General features: G+C 67.3%; 18 protein-coding genes and 1 pseudogene. 14 read left to right on the top strand and 5 right to left on the bottom strand.

Annotation, left to right across the window (positions count from 1 at the left end):
• Nucleotides 1-40 precede the first annotated feature (40 nt).
• Nucleotides 41-916: an aldo/keto reductase gene (locus IBX22_RS03965; protein WP_194814009.1), complete on the top strand. Its 876-nt coding sequence runs from the start codon at nucleotides 41-43 to the stop codon at nucleotides 914-916.
• 30 nt (nucleotides 917-946) lie between these two features.
• Here IBX22_RS03965 and IBX22_RS03960 read toward each other — a convergent pair whose 3' ends face one another.
• Complete coding sequence (locus IBX22_RS03960) at nucleotides 947-1786, bottom strand: hypothetical protein (protein ID WP_194814008.1); 840 nt, start codon at nucleotides 1784-1786, stop codon at nucleotides 947-949.
• 151 nt (nucleotides 1787-1937) lie between these two features.
• Between IBX22_RS03960 and IBX22_RS03955 the strand changes: the two genes are divergently transcribed.
• Nucleotides 1938-2651 (top strand): HD domain-containing protein, encoded by a 714-nt coding sequence (locus tag IBX22_RS03955; RefSeq protein ID WP_194814007.1) that lies wholly within the window; start codon nucleotides 1938-1940, stop codon nucleotides 2649-2651.
• 36 nt (nucleotides 2652-2687) lie between these two features.
• Nucleotides 2688-3113 carry a nitroreductase family deazaflavin-dependent oxidoreductase gene (locus IBX22_RS03950; RefSeq protein WP_194814006.1) on the top strand — a complete coding sequence of 142 codons (426 nt, stop codon included), beginning with the start codon at nucleotides 2688-2690 and terminating at the stop codon, nucleotides 3111-3113.
• Here IBX22_RS03950 and IBX22_RS03945 read toward each other — a convergent pair.
• The 3 genes from IBX22_RS03945 to IBX22_RS03935 form a co-directional block, all read right to left on the bottom strand.
• On the bottom strand, nucleotides 3100-4791 hold the full coding sequence (locus IBX22_RS03945; RefSeq protein ID WP_228538172.1) for an ABC transporter ATP-binding protein: 1692 nt from the start codon (nucleotides 4789-4791) through the stop codon (nucleotides 3100-3102). The genes IBX22_RS03950 and IBX22_RS03945 overlap by 14 nt on opposite strands.
• A 202-nt stretch (nucleotides 4792-4993) precedes the next feature.
• The gene (locus tag IBX22_RS03940) at nucleotides 4994-5389 is read right to left on the bottom strand and encodes a nitroreductase/quinone reductase family protein (protein WP_194814004.1); all 396 of its coding nucleotides are present in this window, start codon (nucleotides 5387-5389) and stop codon (nucleotides 4994-4996) included.
• Between the two features lie 86 nt (nucleotides 5390-5475).
• The gene (locus tag IBX22_RS03935) at nucleotides 5476-6051 is read right to left on the bottom strand and encodes a TetR/AcrR family transcriptional regulator (RefSeq protein WP_194814003.1); all 576 of its coding nucleotides are present in this window, start codon (nucleotides 6049-6051) and stop codon (nucleotides 5476-5478) included.
• Between the two features lie 109 nt (nucleotides 6052-6160).
• Here IBX22_RS03935 and IBX22_RS03930 point away from each other — a divergent pair, with 109 nt between their 5' ends.
• From IBX22_RS03930 to pyrF, 10 genes and pseudogenes are all read left to right on the top strand, one after another.
• The gene (locus IBX22_RS03930) at nucleotides 6161-7138 is read left to right on the top strand and encodes a zinc-binding dehydrogenase (RefSeq protein ID WP_194814002.1); all 978 of its coding nucleotides are present in this window, start codon (nucleotides 6161-6163) and stop codon (nucleotides 7136-7138) included.
• Between the two features lie 590 nt (nucleotides 7139-7728).
• A pseudogene (locus tag IBX22_RS38465) lies at nucleotides 7729-7833 on the top strand (type IV toxin-antitoxin system AbiEi family antitoxin domain-containing protein); the annotation flags it as partial.
• A gap of 54 nt (nucleotides 7834-7887) precedes the next feature.
• Nucleotides 7888-8682, top strand: a complete 795-nt coding sequence (locus IBX22_RS03925; protein ID WP_228538171.1) for an endonuclease domain-containing protein — start codon at nucleotides 7888-7890, stop codon at nucleotides 8680-8682.
• 522 nt (nucleotides 8683-9204) lie between these two features.
• A complete protein-coding gene (pyrR, locus tag IBX22_RS03920) occupies nucleotides 9205-9834 on the top strand; it encodes a bifunctional pyr operon transcriptional regulator/uracil phosphoribosyltransferase PyrR (RefSeq protein ID WP_228538170.1) in 630 nt (209 codons plus the stop codon).
• On the top strand, nucleotides 9831-10787 hold the full coding sequence (locus tag IBX22_RS03915) for an aspartate carbamoyltransferase catalytic subunit (RefSeq protein ID WP_194814000.1): 957 nt from the start codon (nucleotides 9831-9833) through the stop codon (nucleotides 10785-10787). The genes pyrR and IBX22_RS03915 overlap by 4 nt, the downstream gene beginning before the upstream one ends.
• A complete protein-coding gene (locus IBX22_RS03910; protein WP_194813999.1) occupies nucleotides 10784-12088 on the top strand; it encodes a dihydroorotase in 1305 nt (434 codons plus the stop codon). The genes IBX22_RS03915 and IBX22_RS03910 overlap by 4 nt, the downstream gene beginning before the upstream one ends.
• The gene (locus tag IBX22_RS03905) at nucleotides 12089-12583 is read left to right on the top strand and encodes a transporter (protein ID WP_194813998.1); all 495 of its coding nucleotides are present in this window, start codon (nucleotides 12089-12091) and stop codon (nucleotides 12581-12583) included.
• Nucleotides 12580-13698: a glutamine-hydrolyzing carbamoyl-phosphate synthase small subunit gene (gene carA / locus IBX22_RS03900; RefSeq protein WP_194813997.1), complete on the top strand. Its 1119-nt coding sequence runs from the start codon at nucleotides 12580-12582 to the stop codon at nucleotides 13696-13698. The genes IBX22_RS03905 and carA overlap by 4 nt, the downstream gene beginning before the upstream one ends.
• Nucleotides 13698-17033 carry a carbamoyl-phosphate synthase large subunit gene (carB, locus tag IBX22_RS03895; RefSeq protein ID WP_194813996.1) on the top strand — a complete coding sequence of 1112 codons (3336 nt, stop codon included), beginning with the start codon at nucleotides 13698-13700 and terminating at the stop codon, nucleotides 17031-17033. Before carA ends, carB begins: the two co-directional genes overlap by 1 nt.
• 212 nt (nucleotides 17034-17245) lie before the next feature.
• Nucleotides 17246-18070, top strand: a complete 825-nt coding sequence (gene pyrF, locus IBX22_RS03890) for an orotidine-5'-phosphate decarboxylase (protein ID WP_194813995.1) — start codon at nucleotides 17246-17248, stop codon at nucleotides 18068-18070.
• Between the two features lie 72 nt (nucleotides 18071-18142).
• On the opposite strand, the gene IBX22_RS03885 is transcribed toward pyrF, so the two are convergent.
• Nucleotides 18143-18361 (bottom strand): hypothetical protein, encoded by a 219-nt coding sequence (locus IBX22_RS03885; protein WP_194813994.1) that lies wholly within the window; start codon nucleotides 18359-18361, stop codon nucleotides 18143-18145.
• A gap of 429 nt (nucleotides 18362-18790) precedes the next feature.
• Between IBX22_RS03885 and mihF the strand changes: the two genes are divergently transcribed.
• Entirely contained in the window at nucleotides 18791-19114 is a 324-nt protein-coding gene (mihF, locus tag IBX22_RS03880; protein ID WP_194813993.1) for an integration host factor, actinobacterial type, read from the top strand.
• Nucleotides 19115-19117 lie beyond the last annotated feature (3 nt).

Genomic DNA, 19117 nt, shown 5'->3' with positions numbered 1-19117 from the left:
TCCCTCTTCTCGTCAGCTGAATCGTGAGGGAGTGGTGCAGATGGGTACGTCGTTCTTGCTCGGTGGCGAGCTGAAGGTGAACCGGATCGGTTACGGCGCAATGCGATTGGCGGCCGCGCCGGAACCGGGGTTCGAGGCGGGCACGGGGCACATCTGGCGGGCGCCGGTGGATCGCGAGGCAGCCAAGGCGGTGCTGCGCACGGCCGTCGAATCCGGGGTGAATCTGATCGACACCGCGGATTCGTACGCGCTCGGCGAGAACGAGGAACTGGTCGCCGAGGCGCTGCACCCGTACCGGGACGACGTGGTGATCGCCACCAAGATCGGCGTAGCCCGGCCGTCGCCGACGGAATGGGTGCCCGTCGGACACCCGGCGTATCTGCGGCAGCAGGCCGAATTGAGTTTGCGGCGGCTGAAACTCGATCGGATCGACCTGCTGCAACTGCATCGCGTCGACCCGGCCGTGCCGCTGGCCGATCAGATCGGCGCGCTGCACCAGCTGCGCCAGGAAGGCAAGGTTCGCCACATCGGCCTGTCCGAGGTGACGGTGGACCAGCTGCGCGAAGCCGATCAGATCACCCCGATCGCCAGCGTGCAGAACATGTACAACCTGGCCAACCGCGGGCACGAGGCAGTCGTGGAGTACGCCGCCGCCCACGACATCGCGTTCATTCCGTTCTTCCCGGTCGCCGGCGGTGAGCACGCGGGCCCGGACGGTCCGGTGGCTGCCGTCGCGAAGGAGATCGGCGCGACGCCCGCGCAGACCGCGCTTGCCTGGCTGCTGCGCAAATCGCCTACCGTGCTGCCGATTCCGGGCACGACCTCACTGGAGCACCTGGCCGAGAACATCGCGGCGAGTGCGGTGCAGCTGTCGGACGAGCAGTTCGAGCGGCTGTCGGCGATCGCGAGCGCCTGAACTCGAGGCCGGCGTGCCCGCGGCAACGGATCAGTCTGTGGCGGTGCGCTTTTCGTCGCGGGTGGGGTAGCGCCGGCGACGGACGGTCGCGCCGTGCGCCCAGATGTGGGGTTCGATCCCGTGCGGTGATTGTGCACCGGAACGGCTGAGCACCTCGGTGCGGGCCTGGCGAGCGATGTTCACCTTGCGCCGGTACTGGCGGAAGATCTGGACCTCGCCGTCGGCCTGCTCGTCCAAGTACAGGTAATCCATGTCGTAATGCACATGCGAGCCCAGGGTCGCGAGACTGGTTGCCCAGCCGCGCATTTGGCTGGACGAGCCGAAGATCGCGAGCATCCCGCCGACCCGCTCGATCCGGGCCCAGCCGGTTGGCGGCTGCCAGCGGTAGGCGTTCCAGGCTTCCGGCCGGGACCGCCAGGCGTCCACCTTCGCCACCGCTGGTCGCAGGCCGAAGGTCTGGAACCGCACGGTGCCCTGCGACTTGTCCCGCAGCGGCAGTCGCCGGCGTAGGGCGGTCGCGGCGGCCTGGGTGAACACCGTCAGGTCCGAGGGGACCAGCACGATGGGATCCGACGGCGCGGCGTCGAACGGGTTCGGATCCAGATGCGCCGGATCGATCACCACCAGCGTGCCGGGCCGCCGCTGATACGACAGACCCCACAGCAGCCGGGCCAGCGCCCGGGACCCACGCCAATCCGAGAGCACATGCCAGGTCTCGTGAAAACGGTTGGTGGCGAAGCGGAAATCGCTGCCGGGGCGCAGCGTGAGCACGGTGTAGACACGACCGTCCAGCACCATGGTGCGGCGGTGCAATTTCAGCATGTCGTCGGTGGCCGAGGCTGGGCGCGGCCGTTTGTTCTGCGCGGCCACGTTTACCTCCGGTTCTGCCTCGCGTGGATTCCAGGACACCACGGGCTATCTCGATCGGCAACGCATTTTCCCGGGAGGAGTGCGCGAGAACACGGGGGAGCGGGGAGAATACATAGCGCGCGAACGGCGGTGTCCCAGTTAGATTGTGCTTATGAGCAATCCTGGGGCGGGGGTCTTGGCCGTGATGCCGCTGCACACGATCAGCGAGGTATACGGCGAGTCCGGGCTGCGTGAACGATTACTGCTGGAAATCGCCGAACATCCCGATGTCGAACGGCTCACCGAAGCTCTGGAACTGGCCTCGGAGCTGCACGAGTCCGATCGATACGGCCGCGAGCCGTACATCAATCATCTACTGCGCGTGGCGATTCGGATCATCAGCCACTACGAGGTCCGGGAATCCGATGTGGTGGTCGCGGGCCTGCTGCACGACTCCGTCGAAGACCACCCCCGGGAACTGGCGGGTGAGTTCGCGGGCGAGCCCACCGACGCGGCACTGGGCGAACTCGCGCGGCGATTCGGCCTTCGGGTCGCCGATATCGTTGCCGCCGTGACCAATCCGGCACCCGACCCGCGTCAGGACCGGCACGAACAATACCGCGAGCATGTCGCCGCCAATCTCGATCGCGCACCCTGGGCCCGCGTCGTGAAACTCTCCGATTTCACCGACAACGGCGTCGGCATTCTCTATTCCACCGGCCCGCACATGCGCAAACTCGCCAGCAAATACCGTCCGCTCACCGACGTGTACCGGGACCTGGTCACACGCGCGGACACGCCGCTGGCCGAGCATGTCAAACAGCACATCCTCGACCAGCTCGACCGCGCCGACGAGCGTTTCGAAGCTATCCTCGCCCGGGAATGACGCCTGTCGGCCCCGCGCCGGGCATAGGCTCGGAGGATGGCGATCAAGAACACAGTCGAACGTCTCTTCGTGGGCCTCAACGCTCTCGTGTACCGGGTCAGCGGCGGCAAAGTGCTCGGCAAGATCCAGGGCGCACCAGTGCTGTTGCTCACCACGGTCGGTCGCAAAACCGGCAAGTCCCGTACCTCCCCGCTGCTGTATCTGCGGGACGGTGAGCGTTACGTCATCGTCGGCTCGCACGCGGGCCACGAGAGCGACCCGGCGTGGGTGTACAACCTGCGGGCCAAGCCCGAGGCCGAGATCGAAATCGGCAAGGAGAAGATTCCGGTCGCGGCCGTCGAACTGCTCGCCGCCGAGAGCGCGGCCCTGTGGCCGCGGCTGGACGCGATGTACGCCGGGTATGCCGACTACCGGACCAAGACCGATCGCACCTTCCCGGTCTTCGCGCTCACCCGGCGCTGACATCCTCGCCCAGGAACCCGCCGGACTGGTGCTGCCACAGCTTCGCGTAAACCCCTTTCGCGCGTAGCAGATCCGCGTGCGTCCCCTGCTCGACGATCGTCCCGCGGTCGAGCACGACCAGTTGATCCATGCTCGCCACCGTGCTCAAACGGTGCGCCACCACCAGCGCGGTGCGACCCGCCATGAGTTCCCAGAGGGCTTGCTGCACCAGCAGTTCACCTTCGGAATCCAAAGCGCTGGTGGCTTCGTCGAGCACCAGGATCGGCGCGTCGCGCAGGATGGCGCGGGCCAGCGCGACCCGTTGGCGCTGGCCGCCGGACAGTTTCACCCCGCGCTCGCCGACCAGTGTTTCCAGCCCCTCCGGCAGGGCATCGGCGAACTCGGTGACGTGGGCCGCCTTCGCCGCGCCCTGCACCTCCTCGTCGGTGGCGTCCGGGCGGGCGAAGCGGATGTTCTCGCGCAGGGTGCGGTGGAACATGGCCGGTTCCTGTGGCACGTAGGCCAGCATGCCGCGCAGGTCGGCCTGCTTCAGGCGGGAAATGTCCTGGCCGCCGATGCGGATCGCGCCGCCTTGGATATCGGTCATGCGCAGCAGTAGCTGGGTGATGGTGGTCTTGCCGCCGCCGGAGCGGCCGACCAGGCCCACCCGGGTGCCCGCGGGCACGTCCAGATCCAAGCCGGTGAAAAGCGGCCGCGCACCCGGATAAGCGAAGTCGACCTTTTCGAAACGCACCCCGAAATCCTTGGGGCACAGGGGTTCCGGATCCGGTACTTCCGCTATCGCGGGTGGGGTCAGCAACAGCGTGGTGAATTGGGCGGCTTCGGTGATCGCGCTTTCCAGCCGGCGATAGATCTGGTTGAACCGGAACATGATTCCGGACGCATTCCAGAAATAGGTGAACACCACGATGACCACCTCGACGCCGGCGCCGTTGCTGACCAGCCGCAACGCCAGCAGCAATCCGAGCACATTGGTGAGCACGAACAGCGGACCCACCACGATATCGATCCGCAGATTCCCGTAATCCCAGGAGAGCAGTGCTGTTCGCCGCTGGTCCGCCACCCGTCGGCGGTGCTCGGCCGCCTCCTGACGTTCGGCGGCGAACGCGCGCACGGAATGCATATTCGAAACACTGTCGGCCACATGCCCGGCCACCCGGGCGATGGCGCGTTCCCGCGCGTCCACCAATTTCTGACGGCGTCGTATGAGGGGAGCGATCAGCAGGCCGGTGAGCAGCAGTAACCCGAACAGGACGAACACCAGCAATGGGTCGTAGCGCCACAGGACGAACGCGGCGAACCCGACCGGCACCACGAACGCACACACTTCGAATACCAGCGTGTCGATGAACTCCTCGAAGCGCGAAGCGAAACTCAGTGCGCGTTTGGTGAGCGATCCGGCGAAATTGTCGTGAAAGAACGCGGCGTCTTGAACCAGCAATTCGTCCATCGCCGTCACATACAAACTCTCGATCCCGTATGCGCCGGCCCGATTCAGGCAATGCAGCCCGATCCGCCAGCACAGCTCCGAACAGGTCAGCAACCCGGCAACGCCCAGGATGTAGGGCGCGACCGCTCCCGCTTCGACGCCCTCGTCGGCAATCCGCCCGACCATCCCCGCCACCACCAGCGGCACGAGATACGACTGACAGATATTGCCCACCGCGGGAGTCAACATCGCCGGCACCGTAAACCGCGGCCGCCGACCCAATTCTCTTCCGTAGTAACGAAGTGCGAGCGTGACAGCAGTTCTGCGGGCGACCATGCGCCTCCTTCTCGAATCGCGTTCGAGCAAAGGGGATGGAATTGCCATGGTGCCCGCCGCCGGGCGATCCGGCCAGTGATTATCGGCGGGTCGGCGGAAGTGCGGTGCTGTCGCCCTATTGATCGAGATCGATACGGACGGTGAGCATGTCGGTGCCGACCAGACGAACCACGGTGCTGTTGTAGCGGGGCAGCGTCCGCAGCCGCGCATGACAGTCGTCGTCGGGCAGCAGGTGCGCGGTGCCGGTGTACCAGCGGCCACGATCGCGCACCCGAACCCGATTGTCCGCCTTGATATTCCGAACGTACTGCGAGCGTTCCCCGTATTCCGACACCAGCCAGAACTCGTTCCCCATCTTGCGCCCGCCGATCGGAGTGATCCGCGGCTCCTTACTCACCCGCCCCACCGTCTCCAGCAACTGCTGCACCGGCGCCCTGCGGATCAGGGGATTGAAGACCCGCCGCTGCAATGTCGTCACGACCCGATGCTGAATGTCATCCCTGCTCGGCATAGCTCGACGCTAGCACCCGGTTCCGTCGGCTCGCTGTGACAACCAATCACTGTGAACCAGTGCGATATCGACAACGGATGGATGAATCAGGGTGTGCGGAGCACGGATTCGACCAGTTCACGGACGGCGGTGAGGAGGCGGTCGGCGGCGCCGGTGCGGACCATGTGCGGGACGAGTTCGCCGCCGAGTGGGGCGAGTAGTAGTGCGCCGACGGTTTCGGCGTCCAGGTCGGGGCGGGCTTCGCGGAGCAGTGCCGTGATGTGGGCGGCCCAGAAGCTGTGGAACTCCTCGCGCTGGGGGTGGGGCGGCACCGCGTGATAGGCGACGACGAGTTCGATGTTGTCGATGACCAGGCGAGTCATCGCGTCGAAATAGGCGAGTAAGCGTTCCCTGGCGGGAGCGCCGGGGCCGAGGGGCGGCGGACCGCTGGTTACCGCGCTCATCAGAGCGCGCGCCGGTTCGCCGACCAGTTCGTGCAGCAGCCCGGCGCGACTACCGAATCGGTGAAAGATGGTGCCTTTTCCGACGCCCGCCGCCGCGGCGACCCGATCCATGGTGACGGCTTCGGCTCCGTGCTCCGCGAGCAGGGCCTTGGTGGCGTCGAGAATCGCGCGCCGGTTGCGCGCGGCATCGGCCCGTTCCCTGGGTTGCCCGTCGGACATCGCACCCGCTTCCTTCAACAGCATTGAGCCACAAGAGCATTGACAAAGTTGACCGACAGTCCATAACGTCGGAGTCAATTGGACCGCTAGTCAACTTATGGAGTTATCGATGAAGGCAATCGTAATGACGGGCGTCGGCGGGCCCGAGGTGCTGGTCCCTCGGGAAGTGCCCGAGCCTCGGCCTGGTGCGGGCGACGTGGTGATCCGCGCCGCGGCGATCCCGGTGTTGTTCGCGGAGACGAGGCTGCGCTCGGGTGAATACCCGCTGCCGGTCGAGCCGCCGTTTTTGTTCGGATTTCAAGCCGTAGGGACGGTCACCGAGGTCGGCGCGGACGTGGACGCGGGCCTGATCGGTCAGCGCGTCGCGATGGCCACCATGGGCTTCGGCGCATACGCCGAATACGTTTGCGCCCCAGCCACTTCCGTGACTCCGTTGCCGGACGGTTTGTCCGCGACCGACGCGGCCGCCGTTCTGATGGGCGGCTCGGTGGCACTGACCTTGCTCGACACCGCCCGCCTGACCGGATCGGAAACGGTACTGATCGAAGCCGCCGCCACCGGTGTCGGCGCCGCCCTGACTCAGCTCGCCAAGAACAGCGGCGCCGCCCGCATCATTGCCACCGCCGGCGGCCCGGCCAAAATCGCCCACGCCCGGAAACTCGGCGCCGACGAGGTAATCGACCACACCGACCCGTCCTGGCCCACCCACCTCCACGAAACCCTCACAAGCACAACCCTGGACGTCGTCTTCGACTCGATCGGCGGCCCCACCGCCGCAGCCCTCCTCGACACCGTGACCCCACTACACGGCCGCATCCTCAGCTACGGATTCCTCTCCGGCACCCCCGCCCAGATCTCCGCCGCCGACCTGATCCCCCGCGGCCTCACCCTCACCGGCTGCGCCGGCCCCCACTGGCTCACCCGCGTCGCCCAATCCCGCCCCGCCGCCCTCAACCTAGCCGCCGCCGGAACCCTGATTCCCCAAATCGATTCGATCCTCCCCCTCGACGAAGCCGCCACCGCCCACCACCTCCTGGAGTCCCGAACCCCCCTCGGCACCGTCATCCTTACCCCCACCCAAGCCTGAGCGGTTGTATCCAACACCCCAACCACGCGTGACGCAGCGCCCCCCGAACCCCTGATCGCGCGTGAAGGCCACCCTCAAACCTCAGTCACGCTTGACGCGGCCGCCCTCTCAAAGTCCAGTCACGCGTGACGCGGCCGCCCTCAAACCCCCTGTCACGCATGACGGGCCGTCTTCAAAGTCCAGTTTGCGCGTGACGCGGCTGCCCCCAAACCCTGTTACGCGTGACGCGGCAAACCCCCGGTCAGGCGTGACGCGGCTGCCCCCAACTCCCGGCCACGTTTGAAGGAGCCGCACTCAGTAGCGGTCGGGATTGCCTTCGGGCCGGTCGGCGGTTGCGGCGACCGCGTCCGGGGCGCACTCACCGCGCCCCAACTGCTCGCATCCCGCGCAGCCGTGAACCGCGTCTCAGGCTTCACAGCACGTGTTGATGCTTCACAGCACCTCCAACCGGCTGCAGGTGCTGTGAAGCATCAAGCGGGGTTGTGAAGCTTGAGTGGGGGACTGAAGGAGGAGATATTCAGAACTGGGGGGTTTATCCACATTTGGGGGTGGGGGTGGGTGACAGGGGTTTTGGTGGTCATGCTGCGGGGATGGGTGTGCAGCGGCCGATTTCGCGGCGGGATGCGTTGGAGGCGGGGATGTCGGATGTTGAGTTGCGGCGGCTCTGTCGGAGTGGGGAATGGCGGCGGGTGCGGAGGGGGCAGTATTTGGGGTCGTCGGGTGGGGATTTGGATGGTGTGGGGCGGCATTTGGTGTTGGTGCTGGCGGCGTTCGGTGGGGTGTCGGATTGTGCTGTGGCGAGCCACTGTTCGGCTGTGGTGCTGCATGGGATGGACTGTTGGGGGGTAACGATGGGGCGGGTGCATTTGACGCGGGATCGGCCCAACGGTGCTCGGGTGGGTAGGAGGACGGTTGTGCATTCGGCGCGGTTGGCGGCGGATGAGATCACTGTGGTCGATGACATCCAGGTGACCACACCAGCGCGGACGGTGGTCGACATGGCGCGGTCGGTGGATTTCGAGCAGGCGGTGGTTATTGGGGATTCAGCCTTGCGGAAGGGCCTGACCACGGCGGATGAGCTGCGTCGTCATTTGGGGCGAGCTCCGCATCGGCCGGGTTCGCGCAAGGCGGCCAAGGTGATCGAGTTTCTCGACGGCCGCAGTGAGAGTGTCGCGGAGTCGCGCTGTCGGGTGGCGTTCCGGCGTGCGGGACTGCCGGACCCAGAGCCGCAGGCCCAGGTTTGTACAGATGATGGTGCCTGCGTCGGTCGCGTCGATTTCTTGTTCGCCGAGCTCGGTGTCATCGTCGAGTTCGACGGAAAGGTGAAGTATCAGAGCGAATTACGGGGTAGGCGCACGGCCGAGCAGGTCGTGATCGCCGAGAAGATCCGTGAGGATCAATTGCGTGCGCTCGGCTGGCTTGTGGTTCGACTGACTTGGGCTGATCTCGAGGATCCGGTAGAGCTGGTCCGGCGGATCCGCGCGGCCGCGGCGATCGCTGCGCGCGTCCGGCGCGGTGGTTACTGGACTACGACACCGAAGTGAGCCGCGCATCGAGTCGGCAGGAGGGGTGCCGGTTGCGAGGTTCGCAGAGGAGCTTGCTGCGTCACACCGTCGGCTGACGGGCCGCGGAAGGAGAAGGAGGCGGGGCGGCCGCGGGCGGGTTGGCGCCCGCGGCCGCCGGCCCGGATCAGAAGATGCCGGGGTCGGGGTTGTAGGCGAAAAAGCTGAAGAACAGTGCCAAGAAGTCCATTTCATCCCATCCTGCGTGTGAACGACGCGCAATGTTAGCGCGCTGGTTGGGCAAACGGAGGTGGAATCTCGGTGACCGGATGGTTGTGGGCCGCAAGGGAACTCGGGGGAGGGGTTGCGGGGTGCGGAGCTAGCGCGGAGCAAGCGGGGGCGGGGGACGGGCGGGGAGCGGTGCGTGGCCGGGCTCACAGGGGCGCGCGTGGCCCGGCTCACAAGGGATATGCCTGGTGGAAGCACGGATTGGGGCGCTGTTAGGCTGCTAGCCGTAAGACATCCTTTAACGGACCGTTCAGTGAGGCGGGGAAGGAGGTCGGCATGGCTGTGCCTGGAGATCGGGCGGCCAAGTCCGGCGAGCAATCGCAGAGGCATACCCCGGAGTGGGTGGCAGCGGGGCGTGAGCTGCTGTCGCCATCCGATGTCAGTCGGACCATCGCGCGTATCGCGCACCAAATCATCGAGAAGACCGCCCTGGATTCGGACGATCCCACCGCGCCGCGTGTGGTGCTGATCGGTATCCCGACCCGCGGCACCACCCTGGCCGCGCGGCTGACGGAGAAGATCGAGGAATTCTCCGGTGTCCGCCCGGCGCTCGGTTCCCTCGACATCACCCTTTACCGCGACGACTTGCGGACCCGTCCGCATCGCCCGCTGGAGCGCACCTCGGTGCCCGAGGGCGGTATCGAGGACGCGCTGGTGGTCCTCGTCGACGACGTACTGTTCTCCGGCCGCACCGTGCGCTCCGCCCTGGACGGGCTACGCGACCTCGGTCGCCCCCGCTCCGTGCAGCTGGCGGTGCTGATCGACCGCGGCCACCGCGAACTCCCGATCCGCGCGGACTTCGTGGGTAAGAACGTCCCCACCTCCCGCTCGGAAGACATTTCCGTACTGCTCGCCGAACACGACGGCCGCGACGGCGTCTACCTGCATCAGGAGGACGAGGCGTGAGGCATCTGCTCAGCGTCACAAATCTGAACCGGGCCGCCGCCGTCGAAATGCTCGACGAAGCCGAACGTTTCGAGCAGGCACTGCTGGGCCGCGAGGTGCACAAGCTGCCGACGCTGCGCGGCCGCACCGTGATGACGGTCTTCTACGAGAACTCCACCCGCACCCGCGTCTCCTTCGAGGTCGCCGGCAAGTGGATGAGCGCGGATGTCATCAATGTCAGTGCCAGCTCCTCCTCGGTCTCCAAGGGCGAATCGCTGCGCGACACCGCGCTCACCCTGCACGCGGCCGGCGCGGACGCGCTGATCGTCCGGCACCCGGCCTCGGGCGCCGCGCATCAGATCGCCCGCTGGATGGATGCCTGGGCCGGCCAGGAAAACCGGCAGGGCCCGGCGATCATCAACGCCGGCGACGGCACGCACGAGCACCCGACCCAGGCCCTGCTGGACGCGCTCACCTTGCGCCAGCGCCTCGGCGATATCGAGGGCAAGCGGGTCGTCATCGTCGGTGACATCCTGCACAGCCGGGTCGCCCGCTCGAATGTCTTCCTGCTCGCCACCCTCGGCGCCGACGTCACGCTCGTCGCGCCGCGCACCCTGCTGCCGATCGGCGTCGAATCCTGGCCCTGCCGCGTCGCGAACTCCCTGGACGCGGAACTGCCCGGCGCCGACGCGGTGATGATGCTGCGCGTCCAGCAGGAGCGGATGAACGGCGGCTTCTTCCCGTCGCCGCGGGAGTACGCGGTCAACTACGGACTCAGCGAACGCCGGATGGCGCTGCTCGACGACCACACCGTGGTCCTGCACCCCGGCCCGATGCTGCGCGGCATGGAAATCGCTCCCGCCGTTGCGGATTCGGAGCGGGCCGCGATTCTGCAGCAGGTCACCAACGGTGTGCACATGCGCATGGCGGTGCTGTTCCGCCTGCTGGTCGGCACCCAGGAGGCAGTCGCATGACACAGAAAGGTGGTGCCGTGGAACTGGTGATCAAGGGCGCCCGCCCCTATGGCGAGGGCGACCCGGTCGACGTGCTGATCCGGGACGGCGTGATCGCCGAGATCGGCACCGACCTCACAGCTGACGAGGTGATCGACGCCCAGGGCCAGATCCTGCTCCCGGGCTTCGTCGACCTGCACACGCATCTGCGCGAACCCGGCCGCGAGGACACCGAAACCATCGAATCCGGTTCCTCCGCAGCCGCTCTCGGCGGTTACACCGCGGTCTTCGCGATGGCCAACACCAACCCGGTCGCCGACTCCCACGTCGTCACCGACCATGTGTGGCGTCGCGGCCAGGAAGTGGGCCTGGTCGACGTCTACCCGGTCGGCGCGGTCACGGTCGGCCTCAAAGGCAAGCAGCTCGCCGAAATGGGCACCATGGCAGCGGGTGTGGGTCAGGTCCGGATGTTCTCCGACGACGGCCACTGCGTCTACGACCCGCTGATCATGCGCCGCGCCCTGGAGTACGCGACCTCCCTGGGCGTGCTCATCGCCCAGCACGCGGAGGAGCCCCGCCTCACCGAAGGCGCTGTGGCACACGAGGGCCCGAATGCCGCCAGGCTGGGCCTGGCGGGCTGGCCGCGCGCCGCCGAGGAAGCCATCGTGGCCCGCGACGCCCTGCTCGCCCGCGACGCGAAGGCCCGCGTGCACATCTGCCACGCCTCCACTGCGGGCACCGTGGAACTGGTGAAATGGGCCAAGGCCCAGGGCATTTCGATCACCGCCGAGGTCACCCCGCACCACCTGCTGCTGGACGACTCGCGCCTGGAAACCTACGACGCGGTCAACCGGGTCAACCCGCCGCTGCGCGAGGCCTCCGACGTCGCCGCGCTGCGCCAGGCCCTGGCCGACGGTGTCCTCGACTGTGTCGCCACCGACCACGCCCCGCACGCCGAACAGGACAAGTGCTGCGAGTTCTCCGCGGCCCGCCCCGGCATGCTCGGCCTGGAAACGGCGCTGTCGATCATCGTGCAGACCATGGTCGAGCCGGGCCTGCTGGACTGGCGCGGCGTCGCCCGGGTGATGAGCGAGAAGCCCGCCGCGATCGTCGGATTGGACGAGCACGGCCGCCCGATCGAGGTCGGCGAGCCCGCCAACCTCACCCTGGTCGACCCGGACGCGTCCTGGACCGTGCGGGCCCAGGAACTCGCCAGCATCTCGAACAACACACCGTTCGAGGAGATGACGTTCCCGGCGAAGGTGACGGCGACGATGCTGCGCGGCCGGGTCACCGCTCGCGATGGGAAGGCAGTGCTCTAAATGGAGAGAACGCTGTGGGCTGTCGGTTGCTTCGCGCTGTGCGCGCTGGCGCTGTGGCTGATGTATCGGGGCTGGCAGAACCGGGCGGCCCGCCAGGCCGAACGGATCGGTGAACTGCCGCAGGTCCCTGCCGATCTGGGCGCGCAGGTGCTGGAACCGACCACGGGCCTCTACCTGGGCAGCACCTTCGCGCCCAGCTGGCAGGACCGGATCGCGGTCGGGGACTTGGGTTTCCGCGCTACCGCGGAATTGACCCGGTTCGAAAAGGGAATCCTGCTCGAACGCGACGGCGCCACGGTGCTCTGGATTCCGCAGGAGTCCATCAGCACCGTGCGGACCGAGCGCGGTCACGCGGGCAAGGTAATGACAGAAGATGGTGTGCTGGTAATTCGCTGGACACTGCCGACCGGAACCGAGATAGATACCGGTTTCCGAGGTGACGACAAGACGGTGTATCCGGCCTGGGCCAGGACTTTGACGGGAGACGACGAGTGACGAAACAAGAACAAGCCGCTCTCGTGCTGGAGGACGGCCGCGTGTTCCGCGGCTCGGCCTACGGCGCGCTGGGTGAAACCCTGGGCGAGGCGGTGTTCTGCACCGCGATGACCGGCTACCAGGAGACCTTGACCGACCCCAGCTACCACCGCCAGATCGTGGTGGCCGCGGCCCCGCAGATCGGCAACACCGGCTGGAACGACGAGGACGACGAGTCCAGCAAGATCTGGGTCGCCGGTTATGTCGTGCGCGACCCCGCGCGCCGCGCCTCCAACTGGCGCGCCACCACGACACTGCCCGAGGAGATGCAGCGCCAGAACGTGGTCGGCATCGCGGGCGTCGACACCCGCGCCCTGGTCCGCCACCTGCGCACCCGCGGCTCGATGAAGGCGGGCATCTTCTCCGGGCCCGCGCTGGCCGACGCCGAGCAGTTGCTGTCGCGCGTCACCAACCAGCCCTCGATGCTCGGCGCGGACCTGGCCGACGAGGTCAGCACGAACGAGATCTACACCATCGACCCGGTCGGTGACGCCCGCTTCACCGTCGTCGCCGTCGACCTGGGCATCAAGACCAACACCCCGCGCATGTTCGCCGAGCGCGGCATGCGGGTGCACGTGGTCCCGTCCAACGCCACCCTGGACCAGATCAAGGAACTGAACCCGGACGGCGTCTTCCTGTCCAACGGCCCGGGCGACCCGGCCACCCAGGACGGCGCGGTCGCGCTGACCCAGGGCATCCTCTCCGAGGGCCTGCCGCTGTTCGGTATCTGCTTCGGCAACCAGATCCTGGGCCGGGCACTGGGCCGCAACACCTACAAGATGAAGTTCGGCCACCGCGGCATCAACATCCCGGTCGTCGAGCACAGCACCGGCCGCATCTCCATCACCGCGCAGAACCACGGTTTCGCGCTGGAGGGCGAGCGGGGCGAGGTCTTCGACACCCCGTTCGGCAAGGCCCAGGTCAGCCACATCTGCGCCAACGACGGCACCGTCGAGGGCGTGCAGCTGGTCGACGGCCGCGCGTTCTCGGTGCAGTACCACCCGGAGGCCGCCGCCGGCCCCCACGACGCCGCTTATCTCTTCGACCGTTTCGCCGGTCTCATGGAAGGAGCCTGATGCCTCGCCGCGAGGATCTGAAGCACATCCTGGTGATCGGCTCGGGCCCGATCGTCATCGGCCAGGCCTGCGAGTTCGACTACTCCGGCACCCAGGCGTGCCGCGTGCTCAAGGCCGAGGGCTTGCGCGTCTCGCTGGTCAACTCGAACCCGGCGACGATCATGACCGACCCGGAGTTCGCGGACTCGACCTACGTCGAGCCGATCACCTGGGAGTTCGTCGAGAAGGTCATCGCCAAGGAGCAGCCGGACGCGATTCTGGCCACCCTGGGCGGCCAGACCGCGCTGAACTGCGCGGTCGACCTGCACGAGAACGGCATCCTGGAGAAGTACAACGTCGAGCTGATCGGCGCCGACTTCGAAGCCATCCAGCGTGGTGAGGACCGGCAGAAGTTCAAGGACATCGTCGCCAAGGTCGGCGGCGAGTCCGCGCGCTCCAAGGTCTGCTTCACCATGGACGAGGTCCGCGAAACCGTTGGCGAGCTGGGTTTCCCGGTGGTCGTGCGCCCGTCGTTCACCATGGGCGGCCTCGGCTCCGGCATGGCCTACAACCACGAGGATCTCGATCGCATCGCCGGCGGCGGCCTGGCCGCCTCGCCCACCGCGAACGTGCTGATCGAGGAATCCATCCTGGGCTGGAAGGAATTCGAGCTCGAGCTCATGCGCGACCGCAACGACAATGTGGTCATCGTCTGCTCGATCGAGAACGTGGACCCGATGGGCGTGCACACCGGTGACTCGGTCACCGTCGCCCCGGCCATGACGCTCACCGACCGCGAATACCAGAAGATGCGCGATCTCGGCATCGCCATCCTGCGCGAGGTCGGTGTCGACACCGGCGGCTGCAACATCCAGTTCGCGGTGGACCCGGCCGACGGTCGCCTGATCGTCATCGAGATGAACCCGCGTGTCTCGCGCTCGTCCGCGCTGGCGTCCAAGGCGACGGGTTTCCCGATCGCCAAGATCGCCGCGAAGCTGGCCATCGGCTACACCTTGGACGAGATCGTCAACGACATCACCAAGGAAACCCCGGCCTGCTTCGAGCCCACGCTCGACTACGTGGTCGTGAAGGCGCCGCGGTTCGCCTTCGAGAAGTTCCCGGGCGCCGACGCCACGCTGACCACCACCATGAAGTCGGTCGGCGAGGCGATGTCGCTGGGCCGCAACTTCTCCGAGGCACTCGGCAAGGTGCTGCGTTCGCTGGAGACCAAGGCCACCGGCTTCTGGACGCAGGAAGACGGCCAGTGGGCTCCGGTCGACGGTGATGTCCGCGGCGCGATCGAGAAGATCCTGGAAGACCTGCGCACTCCCACCGAGGGCCGGATCTACCAGGTCGAACGCGCCCTGCGCTACGGCGCGAGCATCGAAGAGGTCGCCAAGGCCTCCGGTATCGACCCGTGGTTCGTCGCCGAGGTCGCGGGCCTGGTGGAACTGCGCCAGGAGATCCTCGACGCCCCCGTGCTGGACGAGGAACTGCTGCGCCGTGCCAAGCACTACGGCCTCTCCGACCGCCAATTGGCCGCGCTGCGACCGGAATTGGCGGGTGAGACCGGCGTGCGCGCACTCCGCCACCGCCTGGGTGTGCGCCCGGTGTACAAGACCGTCGACACCTGTGCCGCCGAGTTCGAGGCCAAGACCCCGTACCACTACTCGGCTTACGAACTCGATCCCGACGCGGAATCCGAGGTCGCGCCGCAGCCCGACCGCGACAAGGTGCTGATCCTGGGTTCCGGCCCGAACCGGATCGGACAGGGCATCGAGTTCGACTACTCCTGTGTGCACGCCGCGCTGACGCTGTCGGAGGCCGGGTACGAGACCGTGATGGTCAACTGCAACCCGGAAACCGTCTCCACCGACTACGACACCGCCGACCGCCTCTACTTCGAGCCGCTGACCTTCGAGGACGTGCTCGAGGTCTACCACGCGGAATGCGAATCCGGCACTGTCGCAGGCGTTATCGTCCAGCTCGGCGGTCAGACCCCGCTGGGTCTGGCGCAGCGCCTGACCGACGCCGGTGTCCCGGTGGTCGGCACCAGCGCCGCCGCCATCGACCTGGCCGAGGACCGCGGCGAGTTCGGCGACGTGCTGGTGGCCGCGGGCCTGCCCGCGCCCAAGTACGGCACCGCCACCACCTTCCCGCAGGCCAAGAAGATCGCCAACACGATCGGCTACCCGGTGCTGGTGCGCCCGTCCTACGTGCTGGGCGGTCGCGGCATGGAGATCGTCTACGACGAGAACGCGCTCGAGGGTTACATCTCCCGCGCCACCGAGATCAGCCCGGATCGCCCGGTGCTCATCGACCGGTTCCTCGAAGACGCCATCGAGATCGACGTCGACGCCCTGTGCGACGGCGAAGAGGTCTACCTCGGCGGCGTGATGGAACACATCGAAGAGGCCGGTATCCACTCCGGTGACTCCGCCTGCGCGCTGCCCCCGATCACCCTGGGCCGCAGCGACATCGAGGCCGTGCGCCGCTCCACGGTGGCTCTGGCCAAGGGCATCGGCGTCAAGGGCCTGCTGAACGTGCAGTACGCGCTCAAGGACGACGTGCTCTACGTCCTCGAGGCCAATCCCCGTGCCAGCCGGACGGTTCCGTTCGTCTCCAAGGCCACCGCGGTGCCGCTGGCCAAGGCGGCGGCCCGAATCACCATGGGCGCCACCATCGCCGAACTCCGCAAGGAGGGCATGCTGCCGGCCGAGGGCGACGGCGGCCACGTCCCGTTCGACGCTCCGGTCGCGGTCAAGGAAGCGGTCCTGCCCTTCCACCGCTTCAAGCGCGCCGACGGCAGCGGCGTGGATTCGCTGCTCTCCCCGGAGATGAAGTCCACCGGTGAGGTCATGGGCATCGACGCCGACTTCGGCACCGCCTTCGCCAAATCGCAGGCCGCCGCCTACGGTTCGCTGCCTACCGAGGGCGCGGTGTTCGTCTCCATCGCCAACCGTGACAAGCGCGCCATGGTGTTCCCGGTGAAGCGCCTGCACGACTTGGGTTTCCGCATCCTCGCCACCGAGGGCACCGCGGAAATGCTGCGCCGCAACGGCATTCCGTGCGAGCAGGTGCGCAAGCACTCCGAGGACAGCCCGGCCGACCAGCCCACCATCGTGGAGATGATCCGCGACGGTGAGGTCGACATGGTGTTCAACACCCCGTACGGCAACTCCGGCCCCCGCGTGGACGGTTACGAGATCCGCACCGCCGCGGTGGGCGCGAACATCCCGTGCATCACCACCGTGCAGGGTGCGGCCGCGGCCGTGCAGGGCATCGAGGCCGAGATCAACGGCGGCATCGGCGTGCGGTCCTTGCAGGAACTGCACTCGAAGCTGCGCAGTGTTTGATTGGCGGCGCCTGCGGCACCGCGTGTTCGCGGCCCCCTGATGTCTCGCTTTCGAGCGGCCGAGACTCGCGCCTGCGGCGCATGCGCTTCGGCCGCTCGAAAGCGAGACGGGCCGCGAACGGTCGGTCGTAAGACTCCCTCCGTGCGGGGCCGGGTTTTGTACGGAAGGCTCGTGAAAGCTCGGGCATTGCAGGTGATTACAGGAGGTTCTCAGTGACATCGTTCGGCACGCGTTTGCAGCACGCGATGCGGCAGTTCGGTCCGCTGTGCGTCGGCATCGACCCGCATCCGCCACTGCTCGCGTCCTGGGGCCTGACCGATGACGTGGCGGGCCTCGCGAAGTTCACCGAACTCTGCGTGGACGCTTTCATCGGCACCGTCGCGCTGGTCAAACCCCAGGTCGCCTTCTTCGAGGCCTACGGTTCCGGCGGACTCGCGGTCCTCGAGCACGCCATCGCGGACCTGCGCGACGCGGGCGTCCTGGTGCTCGCCGACGCCAAACGCGGCGACATCGGCTCCACCATGGAGGCCTACGCTCGCGCCTGGCTCGGCGAGAGCCCACTCGCCGTGGACTCGCTGACCGTCTCGCCCTACCTCGGATTCGGTTCGCTCGCACCGGCATTGGACCTCGCCGAGCGCAACGGCCGCGGCCTGTTCGTGCTGGCCGCGACCTCCAATCCCGAAGGGGCGCAAGTGCAAGGCGCGCTCGGCGCGGACGGGCGCAGCATCGCCCAGACCATCGTCGACGAGTGCGCCCAGCGCAACGCGGGGCAGGAATTCGGTTCTGTCGGAGTCGTTGTCGGCGCGACGCTGACCGAGGCACCCGACTTGTCCGCGCTGAACGGTCCGATTCTCATGCCCGGCGTGGGCGCGCAGGGCGGCGGCGCGGAGTCCATTCGCGCGCTGGTTCCCGAATCGGTGCTGCCCCTGGTGGTGCCGAACGTCTCCCGTGAGGTCCTGCGCGACGGCCCCACCGTCGCGTCGCTGCGCGCCAAGGTGAGCGCCCTGCAGGAGGACTTCGCGTTCCTGCGCGCATAACCGCCGAAACACCCTGCAAATGCCTCTGACGGCGCCCAGAACGCATGCTGGGCGCCGTCAGAGGTATTGGGCCTAGAGCCGGAAGATGCGCCCGCCGGAGCCCCATCCCGCGCTGGACCAGTTCGGGCCGAAACAGCCGACGGTGCCGGCCTGGCCGACCGGCAGGTCCTGCCGGACCGTGTAGGGCCCGAGGGCGAGCGGGTTGAGGCTGTAGCCGAAGCAGTCGACCTCGAGGCGGTACATGCCCTCGCCGCCCTTGCAGACGCCGTTGTAGGCAAAGCCCGCGTTCATCACGCCCTCGCAGCCGTCAGGGCCCGGTGCGGCGTCTGCCGTAGCGGGCGCGTCACAGCGCATCCCATGGACATGTGTTCGATCCGACACGCGGGTGAAAGCGGCGACACGCGGAAAAATTCGAGAAACTTCCTGGTCGCGCGCGTGACTGTTTGCTACGCGGCCGAAACCCGTTGTCGCAACTATCCCGCTAACCCAGTTCGGTATCGAAAACCCGCTGGTACCAACACATTTCGGGTTCGTCCCAGCAAGATCGCCAGCGTGACCGGGGCGTCCTTCGCATCCACGCGCGCGCACCCTTACGACATCGGCGAATCATGCGCTGACCTGGGGGGTGGGTTCGCAATCGCGGACCGACGTGGGTACGGTCGCTGAGACTGCCGGGGTTACTGGCAGGGTTGATGCAATAAACGATGAGACGGAGGAACCGTGGCCCTTCCCCAGCTGACTGACGAGCAGCGCGCCGCTGCTTTGGAGAAGGCGGCTGCCGCTCGCCGCGCTCGGGCGGAGCTCAAGGAGCGCTTGAAGCGCGGTGGCACCGACCTGAAGAGCGTCCTCAAGGATGCCGAGACCGATGAGATTCTCGGCAAGATGAAGGTGTCGGCTCTGCTCGAGGCCCTGCCGAAGGTTGGCAAGGTCAAGGCTGCCGAGATCATGAGCGAGTTGGAGATCGCCCCCACGCGGCGTCTACGCGGCCTGGGCGACCGGCAGCGCAAGGCGCTGCTGACGCGATTCGACTTCGACGCCTCCTGATTA

It is taken from the genome of Nocardia sp. XZ_19_385, assembly GCF_015355755.1.
GTDB lineage: Bacteria > Actinomycetota > Actinomycetes > Mycobacteriales > Mycobacteriaceae > Nocardia.
The sequence above is the reverse complement of the archived record's forward strand: the minus strand, read 5'-3'. Positions and strand labels throughout refer to the sequence as shown.